The sequence below is a fragment of the Streptomyces sp. NPDC002701 genome (assembly GCF_042889045.1).
Lineage (GTDB): Bacteria > Actinomycetota > Actinomycetes > Streptomycetales > Streptomycetaceae > Streptomyces.
On the sequence record NZ_JBIAQL010000001.1, the window covers coordinates 848,697 to 872,894 of the forward strand.

The window sequence follows — 24,198 nt, forward strand, 5'->3', positions numbered from 1 at the left end:
AAACGGCCCCCGGCGCCACCGAGTAGACGTACGTCCACGGTGACGTCGCGCTCTTTTGCGTGGCGGAACCCGCCGGCCGTCGGTCACACGTCCCTGCACCTCCTTCGGGCTCTGCGGTTAGGCTCGCTCCCGTAGGACCTTGATCGAGTGGGATGACGGAGGCCGGGGATGACGGTGCCGGGGCGCAGGAGCAGTACCTTCTCGCGGCTGCTGCGGCACGGTTTCACCGATCCGTCGGCCGCCGAGCGGCTGCTGGACGGCCCACAGCTCGCGCCGGTGACGAACGACCCGGTGCTCCTCGACGCGCTCGCCGCCACCGCCGACCCGGATCTGGCGCTGCTCGGGCTGGTACGGATCGTCGAGGCGCAGGAGAACGACGCGGGGCGGCGCGAGCTGCTCGACACGCTGATCGCGGCGAAGCCGCTGCGCGACCGGCTGCTCGGGGTGCTCGGCGCGTCCGCCGCGCTCGGCGACCACCTCGCGCGCCACCCGCTCGACTGGCAGGTTCTCGTCACGTACGAGCCGCAGGATCTGCACCCCGGCGTAGCGGAGTTCGAGCGCGGGCTCGCCGAAGCCTCCGACCCCGTGTCACTGCGGGTCGCCTACCGGCGCTGCCTGCTGTCCATCGCCGCCCGTGACGTGTGCGGGACCACCGATGTCACGCAGGTCGCGGCGGAACTCGCCGACCTCGCGACCGCCACCCTGCGCGCGGCGCTCGCCATCGCCCGGGCCGCCGCACCCGAGGACGCCGCGATGTGCCGGCTCGCGGTGATCGCGATGGGCAAGTGCGGCGGCCACGAACTGAACTACGTGTCCGACGTCGACGTCATCTTCGTCGGGGAGGCCGCCGAAGGAACCGACGGGGCCGACGAGGACAAGGCCCTGCGGGCCGCCACCCGGCTCGCGGCGCATCTGATGCGGATCTGCTCCGAGACCACCGTCGAGGGCTCCATCTGGCCCGTCGACGCCAACCTGCGGCCCGAGGGACGCAACGGGCCGCTCGTGCGGACGCTCAGCAGTCATCTCGCCTACTACCAGCGGTGGGCCAAGACCTGGGAGTTCCAGGCCCTGTTGAAGGCCCGGCCCGTCGCGGGGGACCTCGCGCTGGGGGAGGAGTACGCCGCCACGCTGGCACCGCTCGTCTGGCAGGTCGCCGAGCGGGAGAACTTCGTCACCGACGTGCAGAAGATGCGGCGGCGCGTCGTCGAGAACATCCCGCCCGCCGAGATCGAGCGGGAGCTGAAGCTCGGGCCCGGCGGGCTGCGGGACGTCGAGTTCGCCGTGCAGATGCTGCAACTGGTGCACGGGCGCGTCGACACCTCCCTCCGGAGCGGGACCACGCTGGACGCCCTCAAGGCCCTGGCCGCGGGCGGGTACGTGGGCCGCGTCGACGCCGTGCAGTTCGACGAGGCGTACCGGTTCCTGCGGTCCATGGAACACCGCATTCAGCTCTTCCGGCTGCGGCGCACCCATCTCGTGCCCGAGGACGACGCCGACCTCCGGCGCATCGGCCGGTCGCTCGGCCTGCGGACCGACCCCGTCAGCACGCTGAACCGCGAGTGGAAGCGCCACGCCGGTGTGGTGCGGCGGCTGCACGAGAAGCTCTTCTACCGGCCGCTGCTCGACGCCGTCGCCCAACTCGCGCCGGGCGAGAGCCGGCTGAGCCCCGGCGCCGCGCGGGAGCGGCTGGTCGCGCTGGGCTACGCCGACCCCGCCGCCGCGCTGCGCCACCTGGAGGCGCTGGCTTCCGGCGTCTCGCGCAAGGCCGCCATCCAGCGGACCCTGCTGCCCGTCATGCTGGGCTGGTTCGCCGACTCCGCGGACCCCGACGCCGGGCTGCTCAACTTCCGCAAGGTCTCGGACGCCCTCGGGAAGACCCCTTGGTACCTGCGGCTGCTGCGGGACGAGGGGGCCGCCGCCGAGAACCTCGCCCGGGTCCTGTCCGCCGGACGGCTCGCGCCCGACCTGCTGCTGCGGGCGCCGGAGGCCGTGGCCCTGCTCGGGAACGGGGACAGCGGCGGGCTCAGCCCCCGCGCCCGGACCCATCTGGAGCAGGAGATCCTCTCCGCGGTGGGCCGGGCCGGCACGGGCGAGGCCGCCGTCACCGCCGCACGGGGCGTACGGCGGCGGGAGCTGTTCCGTACCGCCGCCATCGACATCGTCTCCTCGTACGGCACCGAGGAGACGCCGGCCAACGCCGACCAGGGCGCGCTCGTGGACCTCGTCGGGGGCGCCATCTCGGACCTGACCGCGGCGACGCTCGCCGGCACCCTGCGGGCCGTCGTCCGGGACGGCTGGGGCGAGACGCTGCCCACGCGCTTCACGATCATCGGAATGGGACGGTTCGGCGGCCACGAACTCGGTTACGGGTCCGACGCGGACGTGCTCTTCGTGCACCAGCCCCGGGCGGGCGTGGCCGAGGAGGAAGCGGCCCGGGCCGCCAACGCCGTCGTCTCCGAGATGCGCAGGCTGCTGCAGATCTCCAGCGCCGATCCGCCGCTGCTGATCGACGCCGACTTGCGGCCCGAGGGGAAGTCGGGGCCGCTCGTGAGGACGCTGAAGTCCTACGCGGCCTACTACCGGCGGTGGTCGCTGGGATGGGAGTCACAGGCGCTGCTGCGGGCCGAGGTCGTGGCGGGGGACGAGGAGCTGGGGGCGCGGTTCCTGGACATAGCCGATCCGCTGCGGTATCCCCCGGACGGGCTCGGGGAGGACGCCGTGCGGGAGATCCGGCGGCTGAAGGCGCGGATGGAGTCCGAGCGGATGCCCCGCGGGGCCGATCCGACCCTGCACACCAAGCTGGGGCGGGGCGGGCTGTCCGACGTGGAGTGGACCGTGCAGCTGATGCAGCTGCGGCACGGGGCGTCGCAGCCGGGGCTGCGCACCACCCGTACGCGGGAGGCGCTGGCCGCGGCCCAGGCCGCCGGGCTGATCTCCGGGGAGGATGCCGCCACGCTGGACGAGGCGTGGGTGCTCGCCACACGGGTGCGCAACGCCGTGATGCTGGTGCGGGGGCGGGCCGGGGACACGTTTCCGTCCGACGGGCGGGAGCTGGCCGCGGTGGGCAGGTACCTGGGGTACGGGCCGGGGCATGTCGGGGACATGCTCGACGACTACCGGCGGACCACGCGGCGGGCCCGCGCGGTGGTGGACGAACGGTTCTACCGGGGGTGACTCGGGGGCCAGCCCCCGAACCCCCGGTCCTCAATCGCCGGACGGGCTGATTTTCAGCCCGTCCGGCGATTGAGGACGAGCGCGCAGCGCGACAGGGGGGTCTGGGGGCGCAGCCCCCAGGGACGGGAAGGGGCGGCGGGGGCGGGCTACGTCTTGGGTGGGACCAGTTGTGGGAGGCGGTGCGGGAGCGTGCCGTACCACACCCACGCCACCCCGTAGCCGAAGGCCAGGCACGCCATGCCCCCCACCGCGTCCAGCCAGAAGTGGTTGGCCGTGGCGACGATGACGATCAGCGTCGCCGTGGGGTACAGCAGCCCGAGGACCCGCACCCACGGCACCGAGGCCAGCGCGAAGATCGTGAGACCGCACCACAGCGACCAGCCGATGTGCATGGACGGCATCGCGGCGTACTGGTTCGACATGCTCTTCAGGTCGCCGGAGGCCATCGACCCCCAGGTCTGGTGGACCACGACGGTGTCGATGAAGTCGTTGCCGTTCATCAGGCGCGGCGGAGCCAGCGGATACAGGTAGTAACCGACCAGCGCCACACCCGTGGTGGCGAAGACGACCGTGCGCGTCGCCGCGTACCGTCCCGGATGGCTGCGGTAGAGCCACACCAGGACACCGATGGTCACCACGAAGTGCAGTGTCGCGTAGTAGTAGTTCATGCCGACGATCAGCCAAGTCACCGAGTTCACGGCGTGGTTGACGGACTCCTCCACGGCGATGCCGAGGTGGTGCTCCATCCGCCAGATCCAGTCGGCGTTCTCCAGCGCCTTGGTCCGCTGCTCGGGGACGGCGTTACGGATCAGCGAGTACGTCCAGTAACTCACCCCGATGAGCAGGATCTCGAACCAGAGCCGAGGGCGGCGGGGCGCGCGCAGCCGCCGCAGGAGACGCTGTCCCGCGCGGTCCTTCGCCTCGTCCGCGACGGGCTGTGGCGGGGCCTGCTCCCGGCCTTCCAGTGTCGTCACGGTGCTCTCACCCATAAGGACAGAGTCTGCCAGATGAGCCTTTCCCCCCGATCATCCCTCGGGAGGGTCCTGGCCGCACGTTCTCCACCTGAGGTAGGTGACGCACTACGTCCCGCGTACGACGACGACACCGGACTACGCGCGATTGCGGTCCCCGGGGGACGAGGCCGTCGATCCCCGCACCACCAGTTCCGGCATGAACACGAACTCGCTGTGCGGCGCCGGCGTCCCGCCGATCTCCTCCAGCAGCGTACGCACCGCGGCCTGTCCCATGGCCGGGACCGGCTTGCGGACCGTGGTGAGGGGCGGGTCCGTGAAGGCGATCAGCGGGGAGTCGTCGAAGCCGACGACGGAGATGTCGTCCGGGACCTCCAGACCGCGCTGCCGGGCGGTCCGTATGGCCCCCAGCGCCATCATGTCGCTCGCGCAGACGATCGCCGTGCAGTCGCGGTCGATGAGCGCCGCCGTGGCCGCCTGCCCGCCCTCCAGCGTGTACAGGGAGTGCTGGACCAGTCGCTGTTCGATGTCGTCCGTGGCCAGGCCCAGCAGGTCCTGCATGGTGCGCACGAAGCCCTCGATCTTGCGCTGCACGGGGACGAACCGCTTGGGTCCGAGGGCCAGCCCGATCCGGGTGTGCCCGAGCGAGACGAGGTGGGTGACCGCGAGGGCCATCGCCGCCCGGTCGTCCGGCGAGATGAAGGGGGCCTGCACCTTCGGCGAGAAACCGTCGACGAGGACGAACGGCACGCCCTGGCCGCGCAGCTGCTCGTAGCGCTGCATGTCCGCGGAGGTGTCCGCGTGCAGCCCGGAGACGAAGATGATGCCGGCGACCCCCCGGTCGACCAGCATCTCGGTCAGTTCGTCCTCGGTGGAGCCCCCCGGCGTCTGTGTCGCGAGGACCGGTGTGTAGCCCTGCCGCGTCAGCGCCTGGCCGATGACCTGCGCCAGGGCCGGGAATATCGGGTTCTCCAGCTCCGGGGTTATCAGCCCGACGAGCCCTTCGCTGCGCTGGCGCAGCCGGACGGGCCGCTCGTAGCCCAGCACGTCGAGCGCGGCCAGGACGGACTGGCGGGTGGTGGCTGCGACGCCCGGCTTGCCGTTCAGGACGCGGCTGACGGTCGCTTCGCTCACCCCCGCCTGCGCTGCGATGTCGGCAAGCCGTGTGGTCACGGGATTGGACTGTACCGGCCGGGAATCGCGTTGCCCACCGAACGACCGCCGTGTACGGGCACTTGGACGGCCCGCTGCGGGCTGCTGCGTCATCGCGTTCCCTCGTGATTCTGGTCGTCGTCGTGGTCGTCCGGCGGTGGTCGTCCGCCGTGCGCGCCCCTGGGGGATGGGGTGTTCCTGCAAGGCGCCGACGGGCCGATGATCCCCGTGACGGACGGGTATGGCAAGAGCTTGCAGAGTCTTGCACAGTGGTCCTGCCCCCACTGACCCGCCTGTATCAGGGCCTCAGAGGGGTCAGGAGGAGGTCACGGCGGGGTAACTGTCTGCCGCTCTTGCACTTTTTTGCTGCAAGGTCTTTCGCGCCGCTTACCTGGCTGTTACGTTCACGTCGCCCGACGGCGGCAACGGTGCGGCCGGCGAGTCGAGAGGGACGGCGGACGGGGCCGCTCCCATCGAGCACACGGGCTTTCACCCTCAAGGAGAACTCATGCGGCGTGGCATAGCGGCCACCGCACTGGTGGCGTCCCTCGCCCTCGCGGCGACGGCCTGCGGCGGAGACAGCGACGACAGTGGCGAGGCGGACGGTCCGGTCACCCTCACGTGGTGGGACACGTCCAACGCCACCAACGAGGCACCGACGTACAAGGCCCTCGTGAAGGACTTCGAGAAGGCCAACCCGGACATCAAGGTCAAGTACGTCAACGTGCCCTTCGACCAGGCGCAGAACAAGTTCGACACCGCCGCCGGTTCCAAGGGCGCCCCGGACATCCTGCGTTCCGAGGTCGGCTGGACCCCCGCGTTCGCCAAGAAGGGCTTCTTCCTGCCCCTCGACGGCACCGAGGCCCTCGCGGAGCAGGACAAGTTCCAGCCCAGCCTGATCGAGCAGGCCACGTACGAGGGCAAGACGTACGGGGTGCCGCTGGTGACCGACACCCTCGCGCTGGTCTACAACAAGGAACTCTTCGAGAAGGCCGGCCTCGACGGGGCGCCCACCACCTGGGCCGACCTGAAGACGGACGCCGCCACCATCAAGGCGAAGACGGGCGTCGACGGCTACTGGGGCTCGACGCAGGCTTACTACGCGCAGTCGTTCCTGCACGGCGAGGGCACCGACACCGTCGACGCCGACGCCAAGAAGATCACCGTCAACTCGCCCGAGGCGGTCAAGGGCTACAAGACCTGGCAGGGCCTCTTCGACGGCAAGGGCCTGCACAAGGCCGACACCACCGCCGACGCGTACGCCCACATCCAGGACGCGTTCGTCAACGGCAAGGTCGCCTCGATCATCCAGGGCCCGTGGGAGATCACGAACTTCTACAAGGGCTCGGCCTTCAAGAACAAGACCAACCTCGGTATCGCGACCGTCCCGGCCGGTTCCAGCGGCAAGGCGGGCGCCCCGACCGGCGGCCACAACCTCTCCGTGTACGCGGGCTCGGACAAGGCCCACCAGGAAGCCTCCCTGAAGTTCCTGAAGTTCATGACGTCGGCGAAGTCCCAGGAGACCGTCGCCCTCAAGAACTCCACGCTGCCGACCCGCGACGATGCCTACACCACCGAGGTCAAGTCCGACCCGGGGATCGCCGGCTACCAGGGTGTGCTGTCCGCCGCCCAGCCGCGCCCGGCGCTGCCCGAGTACAGCTCCCTGTGGGGTCCGCTCGACACCGAGCTGCCGAAGATCGCCGGTGGCAAGACGTCCCTCGACAAGGGCCTGAGCAGCGCGGAGACCGCGATCGCCAAGCTGGTCCCGGACTTCAGCAAGTGAGCCCGGGTGGCCGCCGGACCGTCCCCGCCGGGGACCGCCCGGCGGCCACCGGCCATGCCCATGACCGGCCGGGTGACCGGCCGCGCCGTGCGCCCAACCATTGATTTTCCAGAAGGTGTCGAACCATGACAGTCGTCATCGACCGCGCAACCGGCAAGCGCCGCGGTGACCGGGCCCCGCGCCCCGGTCCGCTCCAGCGCCTGAAGCACTCGTACCAGAAGTACTGGTACGCGTACGCGATGACCGCCCCGGTGGTCGTCGTCCTCGGGGTGCTGGTGCTCTATCCGCTGGTGCGCGGCATCTACCTGACGTTCACCGACGCCACCAGCCTCAACTCGGCGCGCACGATCGGCGTCAACCACATCGACGCCACCTACGAGTTCATCGGCCTGGACAACTACGCCGACATCCTCTGGGGACCCACGGCGTACGACCGGTTCTGGTCGCACTTCATCTGGACGATCGTGTGGACGGCGCTGTGCGTCCTCCTCCACTACGCCATCGGCCTCGGCCTGGCGCTGCTGCTCGACCAGAAGCTGCGGGGCCGCACCTTCTACCGGCTGATACTCGTCCTGCCGTGGGCCGTGCCGACCTTCGTCACCGTGTTCGGCTGGCGCTTCATGCTCGCCGACGCCGGCATCATCAACTCGATGCTCGACGCGGTGCACCTGCCGACACCGCTGTGGCTGGAGGACACCTTCTGGCAGCGGTTCGCCGCGATCATGGTCAACACCTGGTGCGGTGTGCCGTTCATGATGGTCTCGCTGCTCGGCGGGCTGCAGTCCATCGACGGCGCCCTCTACGAGGCGGCCGAGATGGACGGCGCAGGCGCCTGGCAGCGCTTCCGGCACGTGACTCTGCCGGGCCTCAGGTCCGTCAGCTCCACCGTCGTCCTGCTGGGCGTCATCTGGACGTTCAACCAGTTCGCCATCATCTTCCTGCTCTTCGGCGACACCGCGCCGGACGCGCAGATCCTCGTCACCTGGGCCTACTACCTGGGCTTCGGCCAGCAGCCGCGCGACTACGCGCAGTCCGCCGCGTACGGCGTCCTGCTGCTGTCCATCCTGATCGTCTTCACCTCCGTCTACCGCCGCTGGCTGGCCCGCAACGAGCAGCAGCTCGCGATCTGAGGCAGGAGCCCCCATGAGCACCACCACCGTCAAGACCTCCGCCCCGCCGGACGGGGCCGCGGGCACCGCACCGGCCGGCAAGGGGCCGCGGCGCGGCGAGCGCAGTCTCGCCGGGGCCCTGACCTCGCACGGCATCCTCACCGTCGCGAGCCTGATCGCGCTCTTCCCGATCGCCTGGCTGGTCTACCTCTCCCTCGGCCCGGACAAGGACGACTACCTGCACCCCGGAGGCATCTGGGGCAAGATGACGCTCGACAACTACACGTTCGTGCTGCAGCACACGCCGTTCTTCGACTGGCTGAAGAGCACGCTCGTCGTGTCGCTCGGGACGACCGTCATCGGTGTCATGGTCGCCGCCACCACCGGCTACGCGGTCTCGCGCATGCGCTTCCCCGGCTACAAGAAGTTCATGTGGGTGCTGCTGGTGACCCAGATGTTCCCGGTCGCCGTCCTGATGGTCCCGATGTACGAGATCCTCAGCGAACTCCAGCTCATCGACAACTACTTCGGCCTGATCCTCGTCTACTGCTCGACCGCCGTGCCGTACTGCGCGTGGCTGCTCAAGGGGTACTTCGACACCATCCCCTTCGAGATCGACGAGGCGGGACGCGTCGACGGGCTCTCACCCTTCGGCACGTTCTTCCGGCTGATCCTGCCGCTCGCCAAGCCGGGGCTGGCCGTCGCCGCGTTCTACAGCTTCATCACCGCGTTCGGCGAGGTCGCGTTCGCCTCGACGTTCATGCTGTCCGACACGAAGTACACGTTCGCGGTCGGCCTGCAGAGCTTCGTGAGCGAGCACGACGCGCAGCGCAACCTGATGGCCGCCACGGCTGTGCTGGTGGCCGTTCCGGTGTCCGCGTTCTTCTACCTCGTGCAGAAGAACCTGGTCACCGGGCTGACCGCCGGCGGCACGAAGGGGTGAGCCGTGAAAGGTCGTTCGTCGTCCGCGGGCCCGCCGTGGCTGGTCGCGCAGTTCCCCGCGCCCCTTGGGGGCTACCTCCGTCACGTAGCAAGGAAGCCATGAGCCAGCAGCACTCCGCCGACTCGGCGCCGAACTCCGCTCCCGCCGCTGTCGCCGACCGTCGCGACTGGTGGCGCGACGCGGTGATCTACCAGGTCTATCCGCGCAGCTTCGCCGACAGCAACGGCGACGGCATGGGCGACCTGGAGGGTGTACGTTCCCGACTCCCGTACCTGCGCGACCTCGGCGTGGACGCCGTGTGGCTCAGCCCCTTCTACGCCTCGCCGCAGGCCGACGCCGGCTACGACGTGGCGGACTACCGGGCCGTCGACCCCATGTTCGGCAGCCTGCTCGACGCCGACGCGCTGATCCGCGACGCCCATGAGCTGGGCCTGCGGATCATCGTCGACCTCGTCCCCAACCACTCCTCCGACCAGCACGAGTGGTTCAAGCGGGCCCTCGTGGAGGGGCCTGGCTCGCCGCTGCGGGAGCGCTACCACTTCCGCGCCGGCAAGGGCGAGAACGGCGAACTGCCGCCCAACGACTGGGAGTCCATCTTCGGCGGGCCCGCCTGGACCCGGGTCACCGAGCCGGACGGCACCCCGGGCGAGTGGTACCTGCACCTCTTCGCGCCCGAGCAGCCCGACTTCGACTGGAACCACCCGGCCGTCGGCGACGAGTTCCGCTCGATCCTGCGGTTCTGGCTCGACGTGGGCGTCGACGGTTTCCGTATCGACGTCGCCCACGGGCTGGTGAAGGCGGAAGGGCTGCCGGACCTCGGATCCCACGAGCAGCTGAAGCTGCTGGGCAACGATGTCATGCCGTTCTTCGACCAGGACGGTGTGCACGAGATCTACCGCGAGTGGCGCCTCGTCCTGGACGAGTACACCGGCGACCGCATCTTCGTGGCGGAGGCGTGGACGCCGACCATCGAGCGCACCGCCCACTACGTGCGCCCCGACGAACTGCACCAGGCGTTCAACTTCCAGTACCTCAGCACCTCCTGGGACGCCGTCGAGCTGCGGTCCTGCATCGACCGCACCCTCGACGCGATGCGTCCGGTGGGCGCCCCCGCCACCTGGGTGCTCTCCAACCACGACGTGACCCGGCACGCGACGCGGTTCGCCAACCCCGCCGGACTCGGCACGCAGATCCGCCTCGCCGGAGACCGTGAACTGGGCCTGCGCCGGGCGCGCGCGGCGACCCTGCTGATGCTCGCGCTGCCCGGGTCCGCCTACCTGTACCAGGGCGAGGAACTGGGCCTGCCGGACGTCGTCGACCTGCCGGACGAGGTGCGCCAGGACCCCGCGTATTTCCGCGGCGCCGGCCAGGACGGGTTCCGCGACGGCTGCCGGGTGCCGATCCCGTGGACCCGTACGGGCTCGTCGTACGGCTTCGGCAGCGGGGGCAGCTGGCTTCCGCAGCCGTCCGCCTGGGGCGAGCTGAGCATCGAGGCGCAGACCGGGGTGGCCGGCTCGACGCTGGAGCTGTACCGGTCCGCGCTCGCCCTGCGCGGCGAGCGGCCCGACCTGGGCGCGGGCGACCGTGTCGAGTGGCTGACGGCCCCCGAGGGTGTCCTCGCCTTCCGCCGCGGGGCGTTCGCGTGCACCACCAACACCGGGAGCCGGGCGGTGACGGTCCCCGCCCCCGGGAGGGTGCTGCTCGCCAGCGGCGGCGAGGTGACCGTGACCGGCGAGGGCGAGGCGCGGCTGCCCGCCGACGTCACCGTGTGGTGGATCGCTGACTGACCGTTCACCGGGCGGGCACGGCGGAGCGCCGCTGCAAGAGGTTTCAGGAATTTTCAGAAGCCCGTCTTCCCCTTTGGGAGGCGGGCTTCTACGATCTGCGGCACCGCACTGCTGTTGAATCTTGCAGCAAGAACCTTCAACGGAGAAGGGACCCCCACATGGCCAAGAGAGCTCTCTCCTGCGCGCTCGCCCTGGCGGCCGCCGCGCTCGTCGTCCCCGCGAGCACCGCCGGCACCGCCCACGCCTCCCCGCCCGGCACCAAGGACGTCACCGCCGTCCTCTTCGAGTGGAACTTCGCCTCCGTGGCCAAGGAGTGCACCAACCGGCTGGGCCCGGCCGGTTACGGGTACGTCCAGGTCTCCCCGCCCGCCGAGCACATACAGGGCTCGCAGTGGTGGACCTCGTACCAGCCCGTCAGCTACAGGATCGCCGGCCGCCTCGGTGACCGCGCCGCCTTCCAGAACATGGTGAACACGTGTCACGCGGCCGGTGTGAAGGTCGTCGCCGACGCCGTGATCAACCACATGTCGGCGGGCAGCGGCACCGGCACGGGCGGCTCGTCCTACACGAAGTACAACTACCCCGGCCTGTACTCCTCGTACGACTTCGACAACTGCACCGTGCAGATCAGCAACTACCAGGACCGCGGCAACGTCCAGAACTGCGAACTCGTCGGGCTCGCCGACCTGGACACCGGCGAGGAGTACGTCCGCTCCGCCATCGCCAAGTACCTCAACGACCTGCTCTCCCTCGGCGTCGACGGCTTCCGCGTCGACGCGGCCAAGCACATCCCGGCCGCCGACCTCGCCAACATCAAGGGCCGGCTGAGCAACTCGGTGTACTGGAAGCAGGAGGCCATCCACGGCGCCGGGGAGGCCGTCCAGCCCTCCGAGTACACGGGCACCGGCGACGTCCAGGAGTTCCGGTACGCCTTCGACCTCAAGCGGGTCTTCAACAACGAGAACCTCGCCTACCTGAAGAACTACGGCGAGGGCTGGGGCTACCTGAACAGCGGCGTCGCGGGCGTCTTCGTCGACAACCACGACACCGAGCGCAACGGGTCCACGCTCAGCTACAAGGACAACGCCACCTACACCCTGGCCAACGTCTTCATGCTGGCCTACCCGTACGGCGCGCCCGACATCAACTCCGGCTACGAGTTCTCCTCCACGGACGCCGGCCCGCCCAACGGCGGTGCCGTCAACGCCTGCTGGCAGAACGGCTGGAAGTGCCAGCACGCCTGGCCGGAAATCCAGTCGATGGTCGCCTTCCGCAACGCCGTGCGGGGGCAGTCCCTCACCAACTGGTGGGACAACGGGGGCGACGCGATCGCCTTCGGCCGGGGCAACAAGGGCTTCGTGGCCATCAACCACGAGTCGTCCGCGCTGAGCCGCACCTACCAGACCTCGCTCCCGGCCGGCACGTACTGCAACGTGCAGGCCGGCACGACCGTGACGGTGAACGGCTCCGGCCAGCTCACGGCCACGCTCGGCGCGAATGCCGCGCTTGCGGTGTACGCGGGCAAGACCAGCTGCTGATCCGATCGTCCGCGGGCCGGTGAGGGCCGGTCGCGCAGGTCCCCGCGCCTTTGAAGGGGCGCGGGGAACTGCGCAGTCTCTGGACGTTCACTGAAATCTCTTTCTCCTGCTTGCACAGCTCTTGCTGAAAGGCATCACCGTGGCCCTGATACCGAAACGGCCGACGCGCAGACGGGTCGCGGCCCTCGCCGTGGCCGCGCTCGCCGCAGCGCTCGTCCAGCCCCTCGCCGCCCGGGCGGCGGCCCCGCCCGCGCCTCCGTCGGACGCGGCTTTGGCGAAGACGCCGGCCCGCAACGACCTCACGCGCGAGCAGTTCTACTTCGTCCTGCCGGACCGGTTCGCCAACGGCGACGCGGCGAACGACAGGGGCGGCCTCACGGGCTCCCGCCTCGACACGGGCCACGACCCCACCGACAAGGGCTTCTACCAGGGCGGCGACCTCAAGGGCCTGACGAAGAAGCTCGACTACATCCAGGGCCTCGGCACCACCGCCATCTGGCTGGCGCCGATCTTCAAGAACCAGCCCGTGCAGGGCACCGGCAAGGACGCTTCCGCCGGCTACCACGGTTACTGGATCACCGACTTCACCCAGGTCGACCCGCACTTCGGCACCAACGCCGACCTGGAGCGGCTGATCGACAAGGCCCACGACAAGGGCATGAAGGTCTTCTTCGACGTCATCACCAACCACACGGCCGACGTCGTCGACTACGAGGAGAAGTCCTCCTCGTACCTCTCCAAGGGCGCCTTCCCGTACCTGACGAAGGACGGTGAGCCCTTCGACGACACCGATCACGCCGACGGGGCCGGCCGGTTCCCCTCCGTCGACCGTGACTCCTTCCCGCGCACGCCCGTCGTGCCCGCCGCGAAGAAGAACGCCAAGGTGCCGTCCTGGCTCAACGACCCGTCGATGTACCACAACCGCGGCGACTCGACCTTCGCCGGGGAGAGCTCCACGTACGGCGACTTCTCCGGCCTCGACGACCTGTGGACCGAGCGTCCCGAGGTCGTCACCGGCATGGAGAGGATCTACCAGCGGTGGGTGCGGGACTTCGACATCGACGGGTTCCGCATCGACACCGTGAAGCACGTCAACAGGGAATTCTGGACGCAGTGGGCCACCGCCCTCGACGCGTACGCGGCGAAGCAGGGGCGTGACGACTTCTTCATGTTCGGCGAGGTGTACTCGGCGGACACGTCGGTCACCTCCCCGTACGTCACCGAGGGCCGCCTCGACTCCACCCTGGACTTCCCCTTCCAGGACGCGGCGCGGGCGTACGCCTCCCAGGGCGGCAGCGCGCAACGGCTGGCCGCGGTCTTCGGCGACGACTACAAGTACACGACGGACAAGGCCAACGCGTACGAGCAGGTCACCTTCCTCGGCAACCACGACATGGGCCGCATCGGGAGCTTCCTCAGGCAGGACGATCCCGGCGCCTCCGACGCCGAACTGGTGAAGAAGGCCGAGCTGGCGAACGAGCTGATGTTCCTCGGCCGCGGCAACCCCGTCGTCTACTACGGCGACGAACAGGGCTTCACCGGCGCCGGCGGCGACAAGGACGCCCGCCAGACCATGTTCGCGTCACGGACCGCCGACTACCTGGACGACGACCTGCTGGGCACCGACCGCACGCACGCGAAGGACGCGTACGACCCGAGCGCACCGCTCTACCGGCAGATCAGCGCTCTCGCGAAGCTCCGCAAGGCCCACCCCGCCCTCGCGGACGGCGTGCAGACGCAGCGGTACGCGGCCGACGGCGCCGGCGTCTACGCCTTCTCCCGCACCGACGCGAAGTCCGGGATCGAGTACGTCGTCGCCGTGAACAACGCGAGCGGGGCGAAGGGCGCGACCTTCGCGACCGGTTCCGCGGGCATGACGTTCCGCGGCCTGTACGGCACCGACGGCACGCTGAGGAGCGACTCCGACAAGAAGGTCACCGTCACCGTCCCGGCCGGTTCCGCGGTCGTGTTCAAGGCCGCGGGGAAGCTCCCCGCACCCGCCGCCGGGCCCGCCGTCACCCTGAAGGCCCCCGCCCCGGGCGCCACCGGCACCGTCGAGATCGGCGCCGGCACCGAGGGCGGACAGCTCAACCGCGTCGTGTTCGCCGCCCAGGTCGGCAACGGCAGGTGGCAGACGCTCGGCTCCGCCGACCACGCCCCCTACAAGGTCACCCAGGTCGTCGGCGAGGACGTGCCCGCCGGAACCGCCCTGCGCTACAAGGCCGTCGTCATCGACCGGTCCGGGCGCACGGCGAGCGCGACGGCCACCTCCACCACCGGCACCCCGCCCGTGGCAGAGGTCCCGACCGCCACCTCGCGCGACCACGCGATCGTCCACTACAAGCGCGCGGACGGGGACTACACCGACTGGCGGCTCTACGCCTGGGGCGACCTCGCCGAGGGCGAGGAGACCACCTGGCCGGCGGGCCACGACTTCATCGGCCGCGACGCCTACGGCGCCTTCGCGTACGTGAAACTCAAGCCGGGCGCCTCGAACGTGAACTTCCTCGTCATCGACAAGGACGGCACCAAGGACGTCTCCGCCGACCGCACGATCGACGTCACGAAGACGGGCGAGGTCTGGGTCGAGCAGGGCAAGGAGGCCGTACGCACCGAGAAGCCGGCCGACCACCCGGCCCCCGACAGGAACAAGGCGGTCCTGCACCTCCACCGTGCCGACGGGAAGTACGACGGCTGGGGTCTGCACACCTGGACCGGCGCCGCGAACCCGACGGACTGGTCCAGGCCCCTGGAACCGGTGCGCACCGACGCGTACGGAGCCGTCTACGAGGTGCCGCTCGCCGAGGGCGCGACCAGCCTCAGCTACATCCTCCACAAGGGCGACGAGAAGGACCTCCCCACCGACCAGTCGCTCGACCTCACGGCCGACGGCCACGAGGTGTGGCTCCTGAGCGGTCAGGAGAAGTACCTCCTGCCGCAGCCCGCGGGCAGCGCCGCCGCACTCGACCTGACCACCTCCAAGGCCGTCTGGATCGACCGGGACACCGTGGTCTGGAACGGCGACGAGACCGCCGCGTCGACCCAGTTGCTGTCCTCGCGCACCGGGTCCGTCAAGGCTGAGGGCGGCACGCTCACCGGTGCTGACGAGCGGTGGCTGCGACTGGGCAGGACCACGCTGACCGACGCCCAGAAGGCCGCGTTCCCGCACCTCGCGCAGTACACCGCCTGGTCCGTCGACCCGCGGGACCGCGACCGGGTGCGCGAGGCGTTGCGCGGCCAGCTCGTCGCCTCGCAGCGGAGCGCCACCGGGGTCGTCCTCGCGGCGACCGGCGTGCAGCTCGCCGGCGTGCTCGACGACGTGTACGGCAGGGCCGCCACGAAGGCGGACCTCGGTCCGACGTTCGGCGCCGGCGGCCGTCCCACGCTGGCCGTCTGGGCGCCGACCGCCCAGCAGGTCTCGCTGGAGATCGGCGGCGCCACCGCTCCCATGGAACGGGACCCCGCCACCGGCGTCTGGTCCGTCACCGGGCCCGCGTCCTGGAAGAACAAGCCGTACCGGTACGCCGTGAAGGTGTGGGCGCCCAGCGTCCGCGAGGTCGTCACCAACAAGGTCACCGACCCCTACTCGGTCGCCCTCACCGCCGACTCCGAGCGCAGCCTCGTCGTCGACCTGCGGGACAGGTCCCTCGCCCCGGACGGCTGGTCGGGTCTCAGGAAGCCCGCCGCCGTGCCCCTGAAGGACGCGCAGATCCAGGAACTGCACATCCGTGACTTCTCCGTCGACGACGCGACCGTCCGGGCGCAGGACAAGGGCACCTACCGCGCCTTCACCGACAAGGACAGCGCGGGCTCACGGCACCTGAGGAAGCTGGCGGCGGCCGGGACCTCGTACGTCCACCTGCTGCCCGCCTTCGACATCGCCACCATCCCGGAGAGGAAGTCCGAACAGACGGTCCCCGACTGCGACCTCGCCTCCTACGCCGCCGACTCCGACCAGCAGCAGGAGTGCGTGGCGAAGGCCGCCGCGAAGGACGCCTACAACTGGGGCTACGACCCGTACCACTACACGGTGCCCGAGGGCTCGTACGCCGGTGACCCCGACGGGACACGCCGCACGGTCGAGTTCCGGCAGATGGTGAAGTCGCTGAACGAGGACGGCCTGCGGGTCGTCATGGACGTCGTCTACAACCACACCCCGGCGAGCGGCCAGGCCGCCACGAGCGTCCTCGACAAGGTGGTCCCCGGCTACTACCAGCGCCTCCTCGCCGACGGCACGGTCGCCACCTCCACCTGCTGCGCCAACACGGCGCCCGAGAACGCCATGATGGGCAAGCTCGTGGTCGACTCGATCGTCACCTGGGCCAGGGAGTACAAGGTCGACGGATTCCGCTTCGACCTGATGGGCCACCACCCGAAGGCCAACATCCTGGCCGTCAGGAAGGCCCTCGACGCGCTCACCCCCGCCAAGGACGGCGTCGACGGCAAGAAGATCGTCCTCTACGGCGAGGGCTGGAACTTCGGCGAGGTCGCGGACGACGCCCGGTTCGTCCAGGCCACCCAGAAGAACATGGCCGGGACCGGCGTCGCCACCTTCTCCGACCGGGCCCGTGACGCCGTGCGCGGCGGCGGCCCCTTCGACGAGGACCCGGGCGTCCAGGGCTTCGCGTCCGGCCTCTACACCGACCCCAACCCCGCCGCGGGCAACGGCACCCCGGCCGAACAGAAGGCCCGCCTGCTGCACTACCAGGACCTGATCAAGGTCGGCCTCTCCGGCAACCTCGCCGGATACACCTTCACCGACACCACCGGCAAGGAGGTCAAGGGCTCCGAGGTCGACTACAACGGGGCCCCCGCCGGCTACGCGGACGCGCCCGGCGACGCCCTCGCGTACGTCGACGCGCACGACAACGAGTCGCTGTTCGACGCGCTCGCGTTCAAACTGCCCAAGGACACCTCGGCGACCGACCGGGCCCGGATGCAGGTCCTCGCCCTGGCCACGGCCACCCTGTCGCAGGGCCCGGCGCTCTCCCAGGCGGGCACCGACCTGCTGCGCTCCAAGTCCCTGGACCGCAACTCCTACGACAGCGGCGACTGGTTCAACGCCGTCCACTGGGACTGCCGGGACGGCAACGGCTTCGGGCGCGGTCTGCCGCCCGCCGCCGACAACGCACCCAAGTGGCGTTTCGGCAAGCCCCTGTTGACGTCCGTCGAGGTCGGCTGCCCGCAGATCGAGGGCACCTCCGCCGCGTACCGGGACCTGCTGCGGATCCGCGGTGACGAGAGCGCCTTCGGGCTCTCGACCGCCGAACAGGTGCAGTCGAAACTGTCGTTCCCGCTGTCCGGCAAGGACGAGACGCCCGGGGTGATCACGATGGGACTCAGCGACCTCGTCGTCGTCTTCAACGCGACCCCCCAGGCGCGCGAGCAGCGGATACCGGACCTGCGGGGCACGGCGTACGCGCTGCACCCCGTGCAGGCCGCGGGCGGGGACCCCCTCGTCAAGTCCGCGTCCTACACCCCGGAAACGGGTACCTTCACCGTTCCCGGACGGACCGTGGCCGTATTCTCCCGGACCCCCTGACAGGGCACTACCTTGGTGGGGCGGCTCCGGGACCCCGGGCCGCCCCACCAGTGTGTTCTAGGGCTGGCAGATGGACGTCATCGGCAAGCGGACAGACACGACCGTGCTGCTCGTGGACGACTCGGCGGCCGGCCGGTACGCCATGGGCGCCCTGCTGCGCCGTGCCGGTCACCAGGTCGTCCCCGTCGCCACCGGCCACGAGGCGCTCGTCGAACTCGACGCGCGGCTGCGCAGGGGGATCCTGCCCGACGTGGCCCTCGTCGACGTGGACCTGGCGGACATGAACGGCTTCGAACTGTGCCGCCGGATCAAGACCCGGCCGCACATGTCCGGTCTGCCCGTCGTGCACTTCTCCGCCTCCTCCGTCTCCCCGGGCGACCGCTGCCGCGGGCTGGAGGCGGGCGGGGACGCGTACCTGACGGTGCCCGCCGAGCCCGAGGAGATCGACGCGGTGGTCCGGGCCGCGGTGCGTGCCGCGCGGCTGCGGGCCGACGACCAGGCACTGGCACGGCGGCTGACGCTGCTGTCGGAGACGATCGTCACCATCCAGGCGGCACGCTCCTTGCAGGAACTCGCCGACGCCGCCGCCAACGGCACCGCACGCCTCACCGGCGGACCCGCCGCCGTCTTCTTCCTCGGCCCCGACGACGAGCTGTACCGCGGCACCTCCCGGGACCGCACCTCGCTCGCACTGCCCGACGAGGGCGCCCACCGGACCGTGGCCGGCCTGCTGCGGCGGCTCACCCGCGGGCAGTCCGGCGTGCAGATCACCACGGTGCCCGCGCCCCTGTGGCCCGCCGGGTTCTTCCGGCCCGGCGTGCAGCACGACGCGCGGCTGGTGCTGATCCTCACCCAGGACGGCAAGGCATCGGTGTGCCTCGCCACGCCCACCCGCGGGGTACGCAGGCTGAACCCGGAGGAGGAGACCCTGGTCGCCCGGCTCGCCCAGGCCACCGCGCTCGCCGCCGAGCCGCTGCTCATGTACCAGGTCGAACGCCACGTCGCCCTCACCCTCCAGCACAGCTTCCTGCCGCAGCCGCACCGGCTGCCCGAACTGCCGGGCCTCGACGTCGTGGTCCGCTACGTGCCCGCCTCGCAGCAGACCGAGATCGGGGGCGACTTCTACGCCGCCCTGCGCACCGACGACGGCGTGCTCGCCGCGGTGGGCGACGTCGTCGGGCACTCGCTGGACGCCGCCACCCTCATGGTCGAGATCCGGCACGCGCTGCGCGCCTACTGCGTCGACGAGAGCGACCCGGCCGTGCTCGCGGAGCGCCTGGACCGGATGCTCCGGCACTACCATCCCGCGATCACCGCCACCGTCTGCCTGGTCCTGATCGATCCCGCCACCGGCCGCACGCGCATCGCGAACGCGGGCCACATCCCGCCGCTGATCATCCGGGACGGCACCGCCGACTACGCCAAGGCCGCCGGGCCGCTGCTCGGGGTGGGGCTGCCCCACCCGCCGCCGACCGAGCTGTTCCTCGAACCCGGCGACCGGTTGCTCATGGTCACCGACGGTCTGATCGAGACCCGCGGTACGGACCTCGCGGTCTCCATGGAGCATCTGCGTGCGGCCTCCGCGGGTGCCCTGCCCGGACTCGACGCCCTCTGCGACACGCTGCTGGACTGTTTCGGCCACGACCGGGAGGACGACATCGCGCTGCTAGCCCTGAGGCTGTCGCCCGGCGACGGCCAGGGCGTTTCTTCTGAAAGGCCCTAGGGTTGGTGGCGTCGCCCAGAACAGGAGTGCCCATGCCGCAGATCACCGTCGACTACTCCACGCCGCTCGCCGGGACGTTCGACCGACAGGGGTTCGCCGTCGCGCTGCACGCCATGGTGGTGGAGACGGCTGCCGCGAAGCCCGAGGCGTGCAAGTCGCGGTTCAGGGCCGTCGACGACGTCGTGGTGGGGGCGGAGGGTACGGGGCACGCGCTGGTGCACGTCTCGCTGGCGCTGCTCCCGGGCCGGTCCGACGAGGTGAAGTCGGCGCTGACCTCGCGGGCCCTTGAGCTGGTGCGGGCGCATGTGAAGCCGGTGGAGGGGCTGATGCTGCACGCGTCCGCGGAGGTGCGCGACCTGGAGGCGTCGTACCAGAAGTTCGTGGACTGACGTCCGGCGGCCGGCCGCGCCGCTCCCCGCGTCCCCTACGGGGCCAGCGCCGTCAGGCGGTTCAGCAGGTCGGTGAACGGGCTGTCCGCGGGGTCCTCCCCGGCCAGGGCCCGGCGCAGGAGCGCGGCCGTCTCGGGGTCGGCGGCGGCGCTCACCGCGGCCAGTGCCGCGAAGTCGTGGACCAGTTGGACCTCCAGCTCGGCGCGCGGGATGCGGCGGCCGTCCAGCCAGAGCAGGGCGGTCGCCTCGGCCAGGGAGATCCACGAGCGGACGACCAGTTCGAGCCGGGCGGGCGGCCGGTCGACCCGCAGATGGGACACGATCTGCAGGTAAGCGGCCTGCCGCACCCCGTCGACGAGGGCGTTCGTGGTCGTGGAGCCGACCGCCGGACCACCGCGCATCAGCGCCGAGAAACCGGGCCCGTGCTCGTCGACGAAGTCGAAGAAGCGCCGCATCACCCGCAGCAGCCGCACCCCGAGCGGCCCTTCGCGCGGTTCAACGAAACGTTCCGCCAGATCGTCCGAGGCGCGCTTCAACGCGGCCTCGTACAGGCTGAGTTTGCCGGGGAAGTAGTGGTAGACCAGCGGTCGCGAGATGCCCGCGGCGGAGGCTATCTCGTCGATGGACACGTCGTCCGGCGAGCGCCGGCTGAACAGGTCCAGGGCGACGCCGATCAGCTGCTGCCGCCGCTCCTCGACACCCATCCTGCGCCGTACCCCGGTAGTCATGCGAACACCCTACCGACCGGCCCCGCGCCTCGAACGCCCGTCTCAGCGCAGCCCGGTGATCTCCCGGCCGCTCTCCAGGGTCCCCTCCAGGCCCGCCCGCGCGCCCTGTTCGGTCCGTACGGCGAGGAGGTTCCCCTCCGCGGCCCCGTCGACGCCGCCGGTCGCCCGGATCGACGCCGTGTCCCTGCCGCCCGCCGCGAGGAGGTACCAACCGTCCTCCGCGGACTTCCACAGCACGCCCGCCAGGACGTGCGGGTCCTTCGCGCCGCACGCGGACGCGTTCTCCGCCTTCGCCGCGACCGCGCCCTGCGGCTGCCCCGGCGCGTGGAACTGGGCGAGCACCAGCGGGCCGCCGCCGCGCCAGGTGTCCGCGCGGGTGCACAGCCAGTCGGCGGTGCCGCTCGCGTCGGGCAGGGACTGGCGGGCGAACTGCCAGGAGTTCACCGTGCGCACCCCCTGGCCGCGGACCGCGGCCAGGGAGCAGGCGAGCGGCCCCCAGTCCGCCGCCGAGGCGTCGCGCGGCTGCCCGGGACGGCCCGCGGTGAGCCGGACGGGCGTCAGCTCCCCGAGATCGGCCAGCAGCCGGGTGCCCGTGCGGTCCGTCAGCTCCAGCACGTTCCAGGAGCGGCACGCGCCGCTCTGCAGGGCCGGGCCGGCGAACGGCTCGCTCACCCCGTCCGCCGAGAGCGCGAGCCGCGTCGCGCCGGCCGCACCGGCCGCGCCGGAGGCCGCCTTCAGCAGATCGCGCACGGCGGCGGTACGCACCCACGGCGCCGCCAGGTAACGGACGTTGCCGTCGGACCGTCCCAGGACGACGGCGCTGGCGTCGGCCCCCGTGGCACCGTCCACCCGCGCGAAGTCGAGGGCGGCGCCCCGGCTGCCGTCCTTCGCCTCCGCGTACCGCACGACGCGCAGCCCGTCGTGGAACAGCACGACCCGGCCCTGGTCGACCTCGCCCGCGTACAGCAGTTGCGGTGGCCCCGGCGGGGCGCCCGAAGGGGTGCCCGGGGTGGCCGAGACCCGCACGGACTCGCCGGGCCGCGCCCAGACCGCGAGCGCGCGGCGCAGCAGGCCCTTGTCGCCGGTGAGGGCGCCGCGCGCGGGCCACACGGAGAAGTCGGTGCGCGCCGACGACTCCCATGCCGCCGCCGGTACCAGCGTCAGCCGGGTGGGGTCCAGAGCGGCCTGGGCCGCCGGGTTCTGCGCGTACGGGGGAGCGGCCGCGCCGTCGGGGCCCCAGCCGTCACCGGGCATGCCGAGGAGCGCCCCGCACACCGTCACCGCGACGGCCGCGGCGATCGCCGCCTTCGTGTGCTGGCGGCGGCGCATCAGGTCGGTGGGCCGGGCGTGCAGGGAGCACGGGTCGAACTCGGGGGAGGCCAGCAGCCCGTACCGCTTCCCGGCTTCGTCCGGGTCCGCCCCGCTCACCCGGTCCGCCTCGGCCAGGGCGGCCGCCGGGTCCTCCTCGCCGGCCGCGGCCAGCACCTCGCGTACGTCCGCGTCGGCCAGCCCCTCCAGGCCGCGCAGGACATAGGCGGCGCGGGCCGGGGCGGACAGGGCCGAGAGCCGCTGGTCCAGCGCGAGCTCGTCGGCGCCGCCCGAGCGGGGAAAGAGCCGCAGGCCCCACACCTGGGGGAGCAGCGGCGGCAGTTGGGCCCGGGTGGGCCAGGCGCGGAAGGTCAGGGGCCGGCCGGCCTGCAGCGCCGTCCGCAGGACGCGCAGGCGCACGTACGCGTAGCCGGGGTCACCGTCGCGGCCCTCGGCGGTCTGCTGGGCCGGGACGATCGCGGTGTCGCCGGAGGACCGGCCGCGGGGCAGGGTGCGCTGGGCGAGCGCGTGCGCGGTGAGCACCCGGCGGTTGCGGCCGAGGCTCGGCGGCAGCACCAGGTAGGCGAGCCGGACGAGCCGCGGGTAGTGCTCGACGAGCGCGGCCTCGGCCTGCTCGACGTCGACCGCCGGGCCGGGGGCGGCGGCTGATGCGGGGCGGGGGCGCGGGGCGACATCCTGTGACTGCACGTTCAGCAGAACGAGCGAATCGGTGGATGGTCACCTGGACTGCCTCGCTCAGGGCCGGAGTTCACGCCTCCGGTTCCACCAGCAGACGGGCGTAGTTCGCCATGGACCGCTGGTAGCGCGGCAGATGAGGGGCGAGGGCGCCCAGCACGAGCGAGAGCCCCTCACGCTCGCGGCCGAGGCTCGCCAGGCACAGCGCGAGAGTGGCCCGTACGGCGTCGTCCAACTCGTCGGAAGGGGCCACCAGTTCGGGCGAGAGCAGCTTGACGCCCTCCTCCGGCTGTCCGATGTTCCGCAGCGAGCTGGACAACTGGATCTTCGCGCGCCTGCCCCGGTAGCCGTCGAGGCCGCGCGCCAGGGCCTCCCGGTACAGCGGCACGGCCCGGTCCGAGTGGCCCGTCGAGTCCCAGGCGCAGGCCCGTTCGAAGGGGCCGGCCGGGCTGTCGTCCGGCAACTCGGCGACGAGCGCGTCGATCACCGCGCGGAAGTCCGCCGCGTCCGTCCGCGGGTCGCTCTCGAAGCCGGCCCAGGCGGCCGCCAGGCGCTCTTCCCAGTCCGCTGCACTGTCTTCTGTCGTCACGGGCCCACCTTCGCACAGCCGCACCGGTACGGGTGCCGCGCATGTGGCGCAGGTCACTGTGGGGGGGGACCGGTGGTGCCTGTATGACGGAATCGGTCACCCGTGCCGTCGCCGGTTGAGCACGGAGCGCGCGGGAGCCGTATCGAAGAGCGGGGCCCTCGCGAGGGCTTCCAGCGGTGTGGGCCGGGACCGGCCGTCCGCAGGGGACGGCCGTCGGTGCTCGACGGTACGCACGGAGCCGGCGCGTCATGGCGCCGGAATCGACCCGGAGGTACGAACGTGATGAGTTGGACGGGCAAGAGGCTCGCGGTCGGCAGGGCCGGGGCGGTCGTGGCACTCCTGGCGGTGACCGGCTGCGGCGGCTCCGGGGACGACGGGGAGAAGGTGCCCGCGACCGCGTCCGGGAGTCTGGAGCACATCGCCAGCGAGGCGGGCTGCGACCCGGACATGCAGACGGACGCGGACACCATCCGCCAGGCCATCTGCAAGAGCTCCGGCGGCAAGTACATCCTCGCGACGTTCGCCACCGACCGCGGTCAGGCCGAGTGGCTGACCGGGGCGAAGGATTACGGCGGCTACTACCTCGTCGGCCGCAAGTGGGTCGCCGTCGGCGAGAAGAAGACGGTCAGCGCGCTGCGCGGCCGGCTCGGCGGGACCATGGAGGAAGGGTCCGAGCACATGAACCCCGGCGGCAGTCACAACAACGGCACGCACAGCGGCGGCGGGGGTCACGCGGGCTGACCGCGCGGGACGGACGGACAGCAAG

The 24,198-nt window shown here is 71.4% G+C and carries 15 protein-coding genes; 10 read left to right on the forward strand and 5 right to left on the reverse strand.

What is annotated here, in order from left to right:
- Positions 1-168 precede the first annotated feature (168 nt).
- Positions 169-3,174 (forward strand): bifunctional [glutamine synthetase] adenylyltransferase/[glutamine synthetase]-adenylyl-L-tyrosine phosphorylase, encoded by a 3,006-nt coding sequence (locus tag ACFYXC_RS03630; RefSeq protein WP_389546389.1) that lies wholly within the window; start codon positions 169-171, stop codon positions 3,172-3,174.
- Between the two features lie 146 nt (positions 3,175-3,320).
- Here ACFYXC_RS03630 and ACFYXC_RS03635 read toward each other — a convergent pair whose 3' ends face one another.
- Entirely contained in the window at positions 3,321-4,163 is an 843-nt protein-coding gene (locus ACFYXC_RS03635; RefSeq protein ID WP_388924776.1) for a phosphatase PAP2 family protein, read from the reverse strand.
- 120 nt (positions 4,164-4,283) lie between these two features.
- Positions 4,284-5,318, reverse strand: coding sequence for a LacI family DNA-binding transcriptional regulator (locus ACFYXC_RS03640; RefSeq protein WP_388924773.1), 1,035 nt, complete (start codon positions 5,316-5,318; stop codon positions 4,284-4,286).
- A 487-nt stretch (positions 5,319-5,805) separates the two neighbouring features.
- Between ACFYXC_RS03640 and ACFYXC_RS03645 the strand changes: the two genes are divergently transcribed.
- The 8 genes from ACFYXC_RS03645 (at position 5,806) to ACFYXC_RS03680 (ending at position 20,111) form a co-directional block, all read left to right on the forward strand.
- Entirely contained in the window at positions 5,806-7,080 is a 1,275-nt protein-coding gene (locus ACFYXC_RS03645; protein WP_388924770.1) for an extracellular solute-binding protein, read from the forward strand.
- 125 nt (positions 7,081-7,205) lie between these two features.
- A complete protein-coding gene (locus ACFYXC_RS03650; RefSeq protein ID WP_388924767.1) occupies positions 7,206-8,210 on the forward strand; it encodes a carbohydrate ABC transporter permease in 1,005 nt (334 codons plus the stop codon).
- Between the two features lie 13 nt (positions 8,211-8,223).
- Positions 8,224-9,132: a sugar ABC transporter permease gene (locus ACFYXC_RS03655; protein WP_388924764.1), complete on the forward strand. Its 909-nt coding sequence runs from the start codon at positions 8,224-8,226 to the stop codon at positions 9,130-9,132.
- Positions 9,133-9,230: 98 nt separating this feature from the next.
- Entirely contained in the window at positions 9,231-10,919 is a 1,689-nt protein-coding gene (locus ACFYXC_RS03660; RefSeq protein WP_389546395.1) for a glycoside hydrolase family 13 protein, read from the forward strand.
- Between the two features lie 158 nt (positions 10,920-11,077).
- A complete protein-coding gene (locus tag ACFYXC_RS03665; RefSeq protein WP_389546398.1) occupies positions 11,078-12,457 on the forward strand; it encodes an alpha-amylase family protein in 1,380 nt (459 codons plus the stop codon).
- A 145-nt stretch (positions 12,458-12,602) separates the two neighbouring features.
- A complete protein-coding gene (pulA, locus tag ACFYXC_RS03670; protein ID WP_389546779.1) occupies positions 12,603-17,999 on the forward strand; it encodes a pullulanase-type alpha-1,6-glucosidase in 5,397 nt (1,798 codons plus the stop codon).
- A 70-nt stretch (positions 18,000-18,069) separates the two neighbouring features.
- Positions 18,070-19,722 (forward strand): SpoIIE family protein phosphatase, encoded by a 1,653-nt coding sequence (locus ACFYXC_RS03675; RefSeq protein ID WP_389546401.1) that lies wholly within the window; start codon positions 18,070-18,072, stop codon positions 19,720-19,722.
- A gap of 32 nt (positions 19,723-19,754) precedes the next feature.
- Positions 19,755-20,111, forward strand: a complete 357-nt coding sequence (locus ACFYXC_RS03680) for a 5-carboxymethyl-2-hydroxymuconate Delta-isomerase (RefSeq protein WP_389546404.1) — start codon at positions 19,755-19,757, stop codon at positions 20,109-20,111.
- 35 nt (positions 20,112-20,146) lie between these two features.
- Here ACFYXC_RS03680 and ACFYXC_RS03685 read toward each other — a convergent pair whose 3' ends face one another.
- The 3 genes from ACFYXC_RS03685 to ACFYXC_RS03695 all read right to left on the reverse strand — a co-directional run bounded on the left by ACFYXC_RS03685 (position 20,147) and on the right by ACFYXC_RS03695 (position 23,450).
- Positions 20,147-20,839, reverse strand: coding sequence for a TetR/AcrR family transcriptional regulator (locus ACFYXC_RS03685; RefSeq protein WP_389546407.1), 693 nt, complete (start codon positions 20,837-20,839; stop codon positions 20,147-20,149).
- A gap of 42 nt (positions 20,840-20,881) precedes the next feature.
- A complete protein-coding gene (locus ACFYXC_RS03690) occupies positions 20,882-22,855 on the reverse strand; it encodes a hypothetical protein (RefSeq protein WP_389546410.1) in 1,974 nt (657 codons plus the stop codon).
- Positions 22,856-22,916: 61 nt separating this feature from the next.
- Positions 22,917-23,450 carry a tetratricopeptide repeat protein gene (locus ACFYXC_RS03695; RefSeq protein ID WP_388924853.1) on the reverse strand — a complete coding sequence of 178 codons (534 nt, stop codon included), beginning with the start codon at positions 23,448-23,450 and terminating at the stop codon, positions 22,917-22,919.
- 264 nt (positions 23,451-23,714) lie between these two features.
- Between ACFYXC_RS03695 and ACFYXC_RS03700 the strand changes: the two genes are divergently transcribed.
- A complete protein-coding gene (locus ACFYXC_RS03700) occupies positions 23,715-24,173 on the forward strand; it encodes a hypothetical protein (protein WP_389546413.1) in 459 nt (152 codons plus the stop codon).
- Positions 24,174-24,198 lie beyond the last annotated feature (25 nt).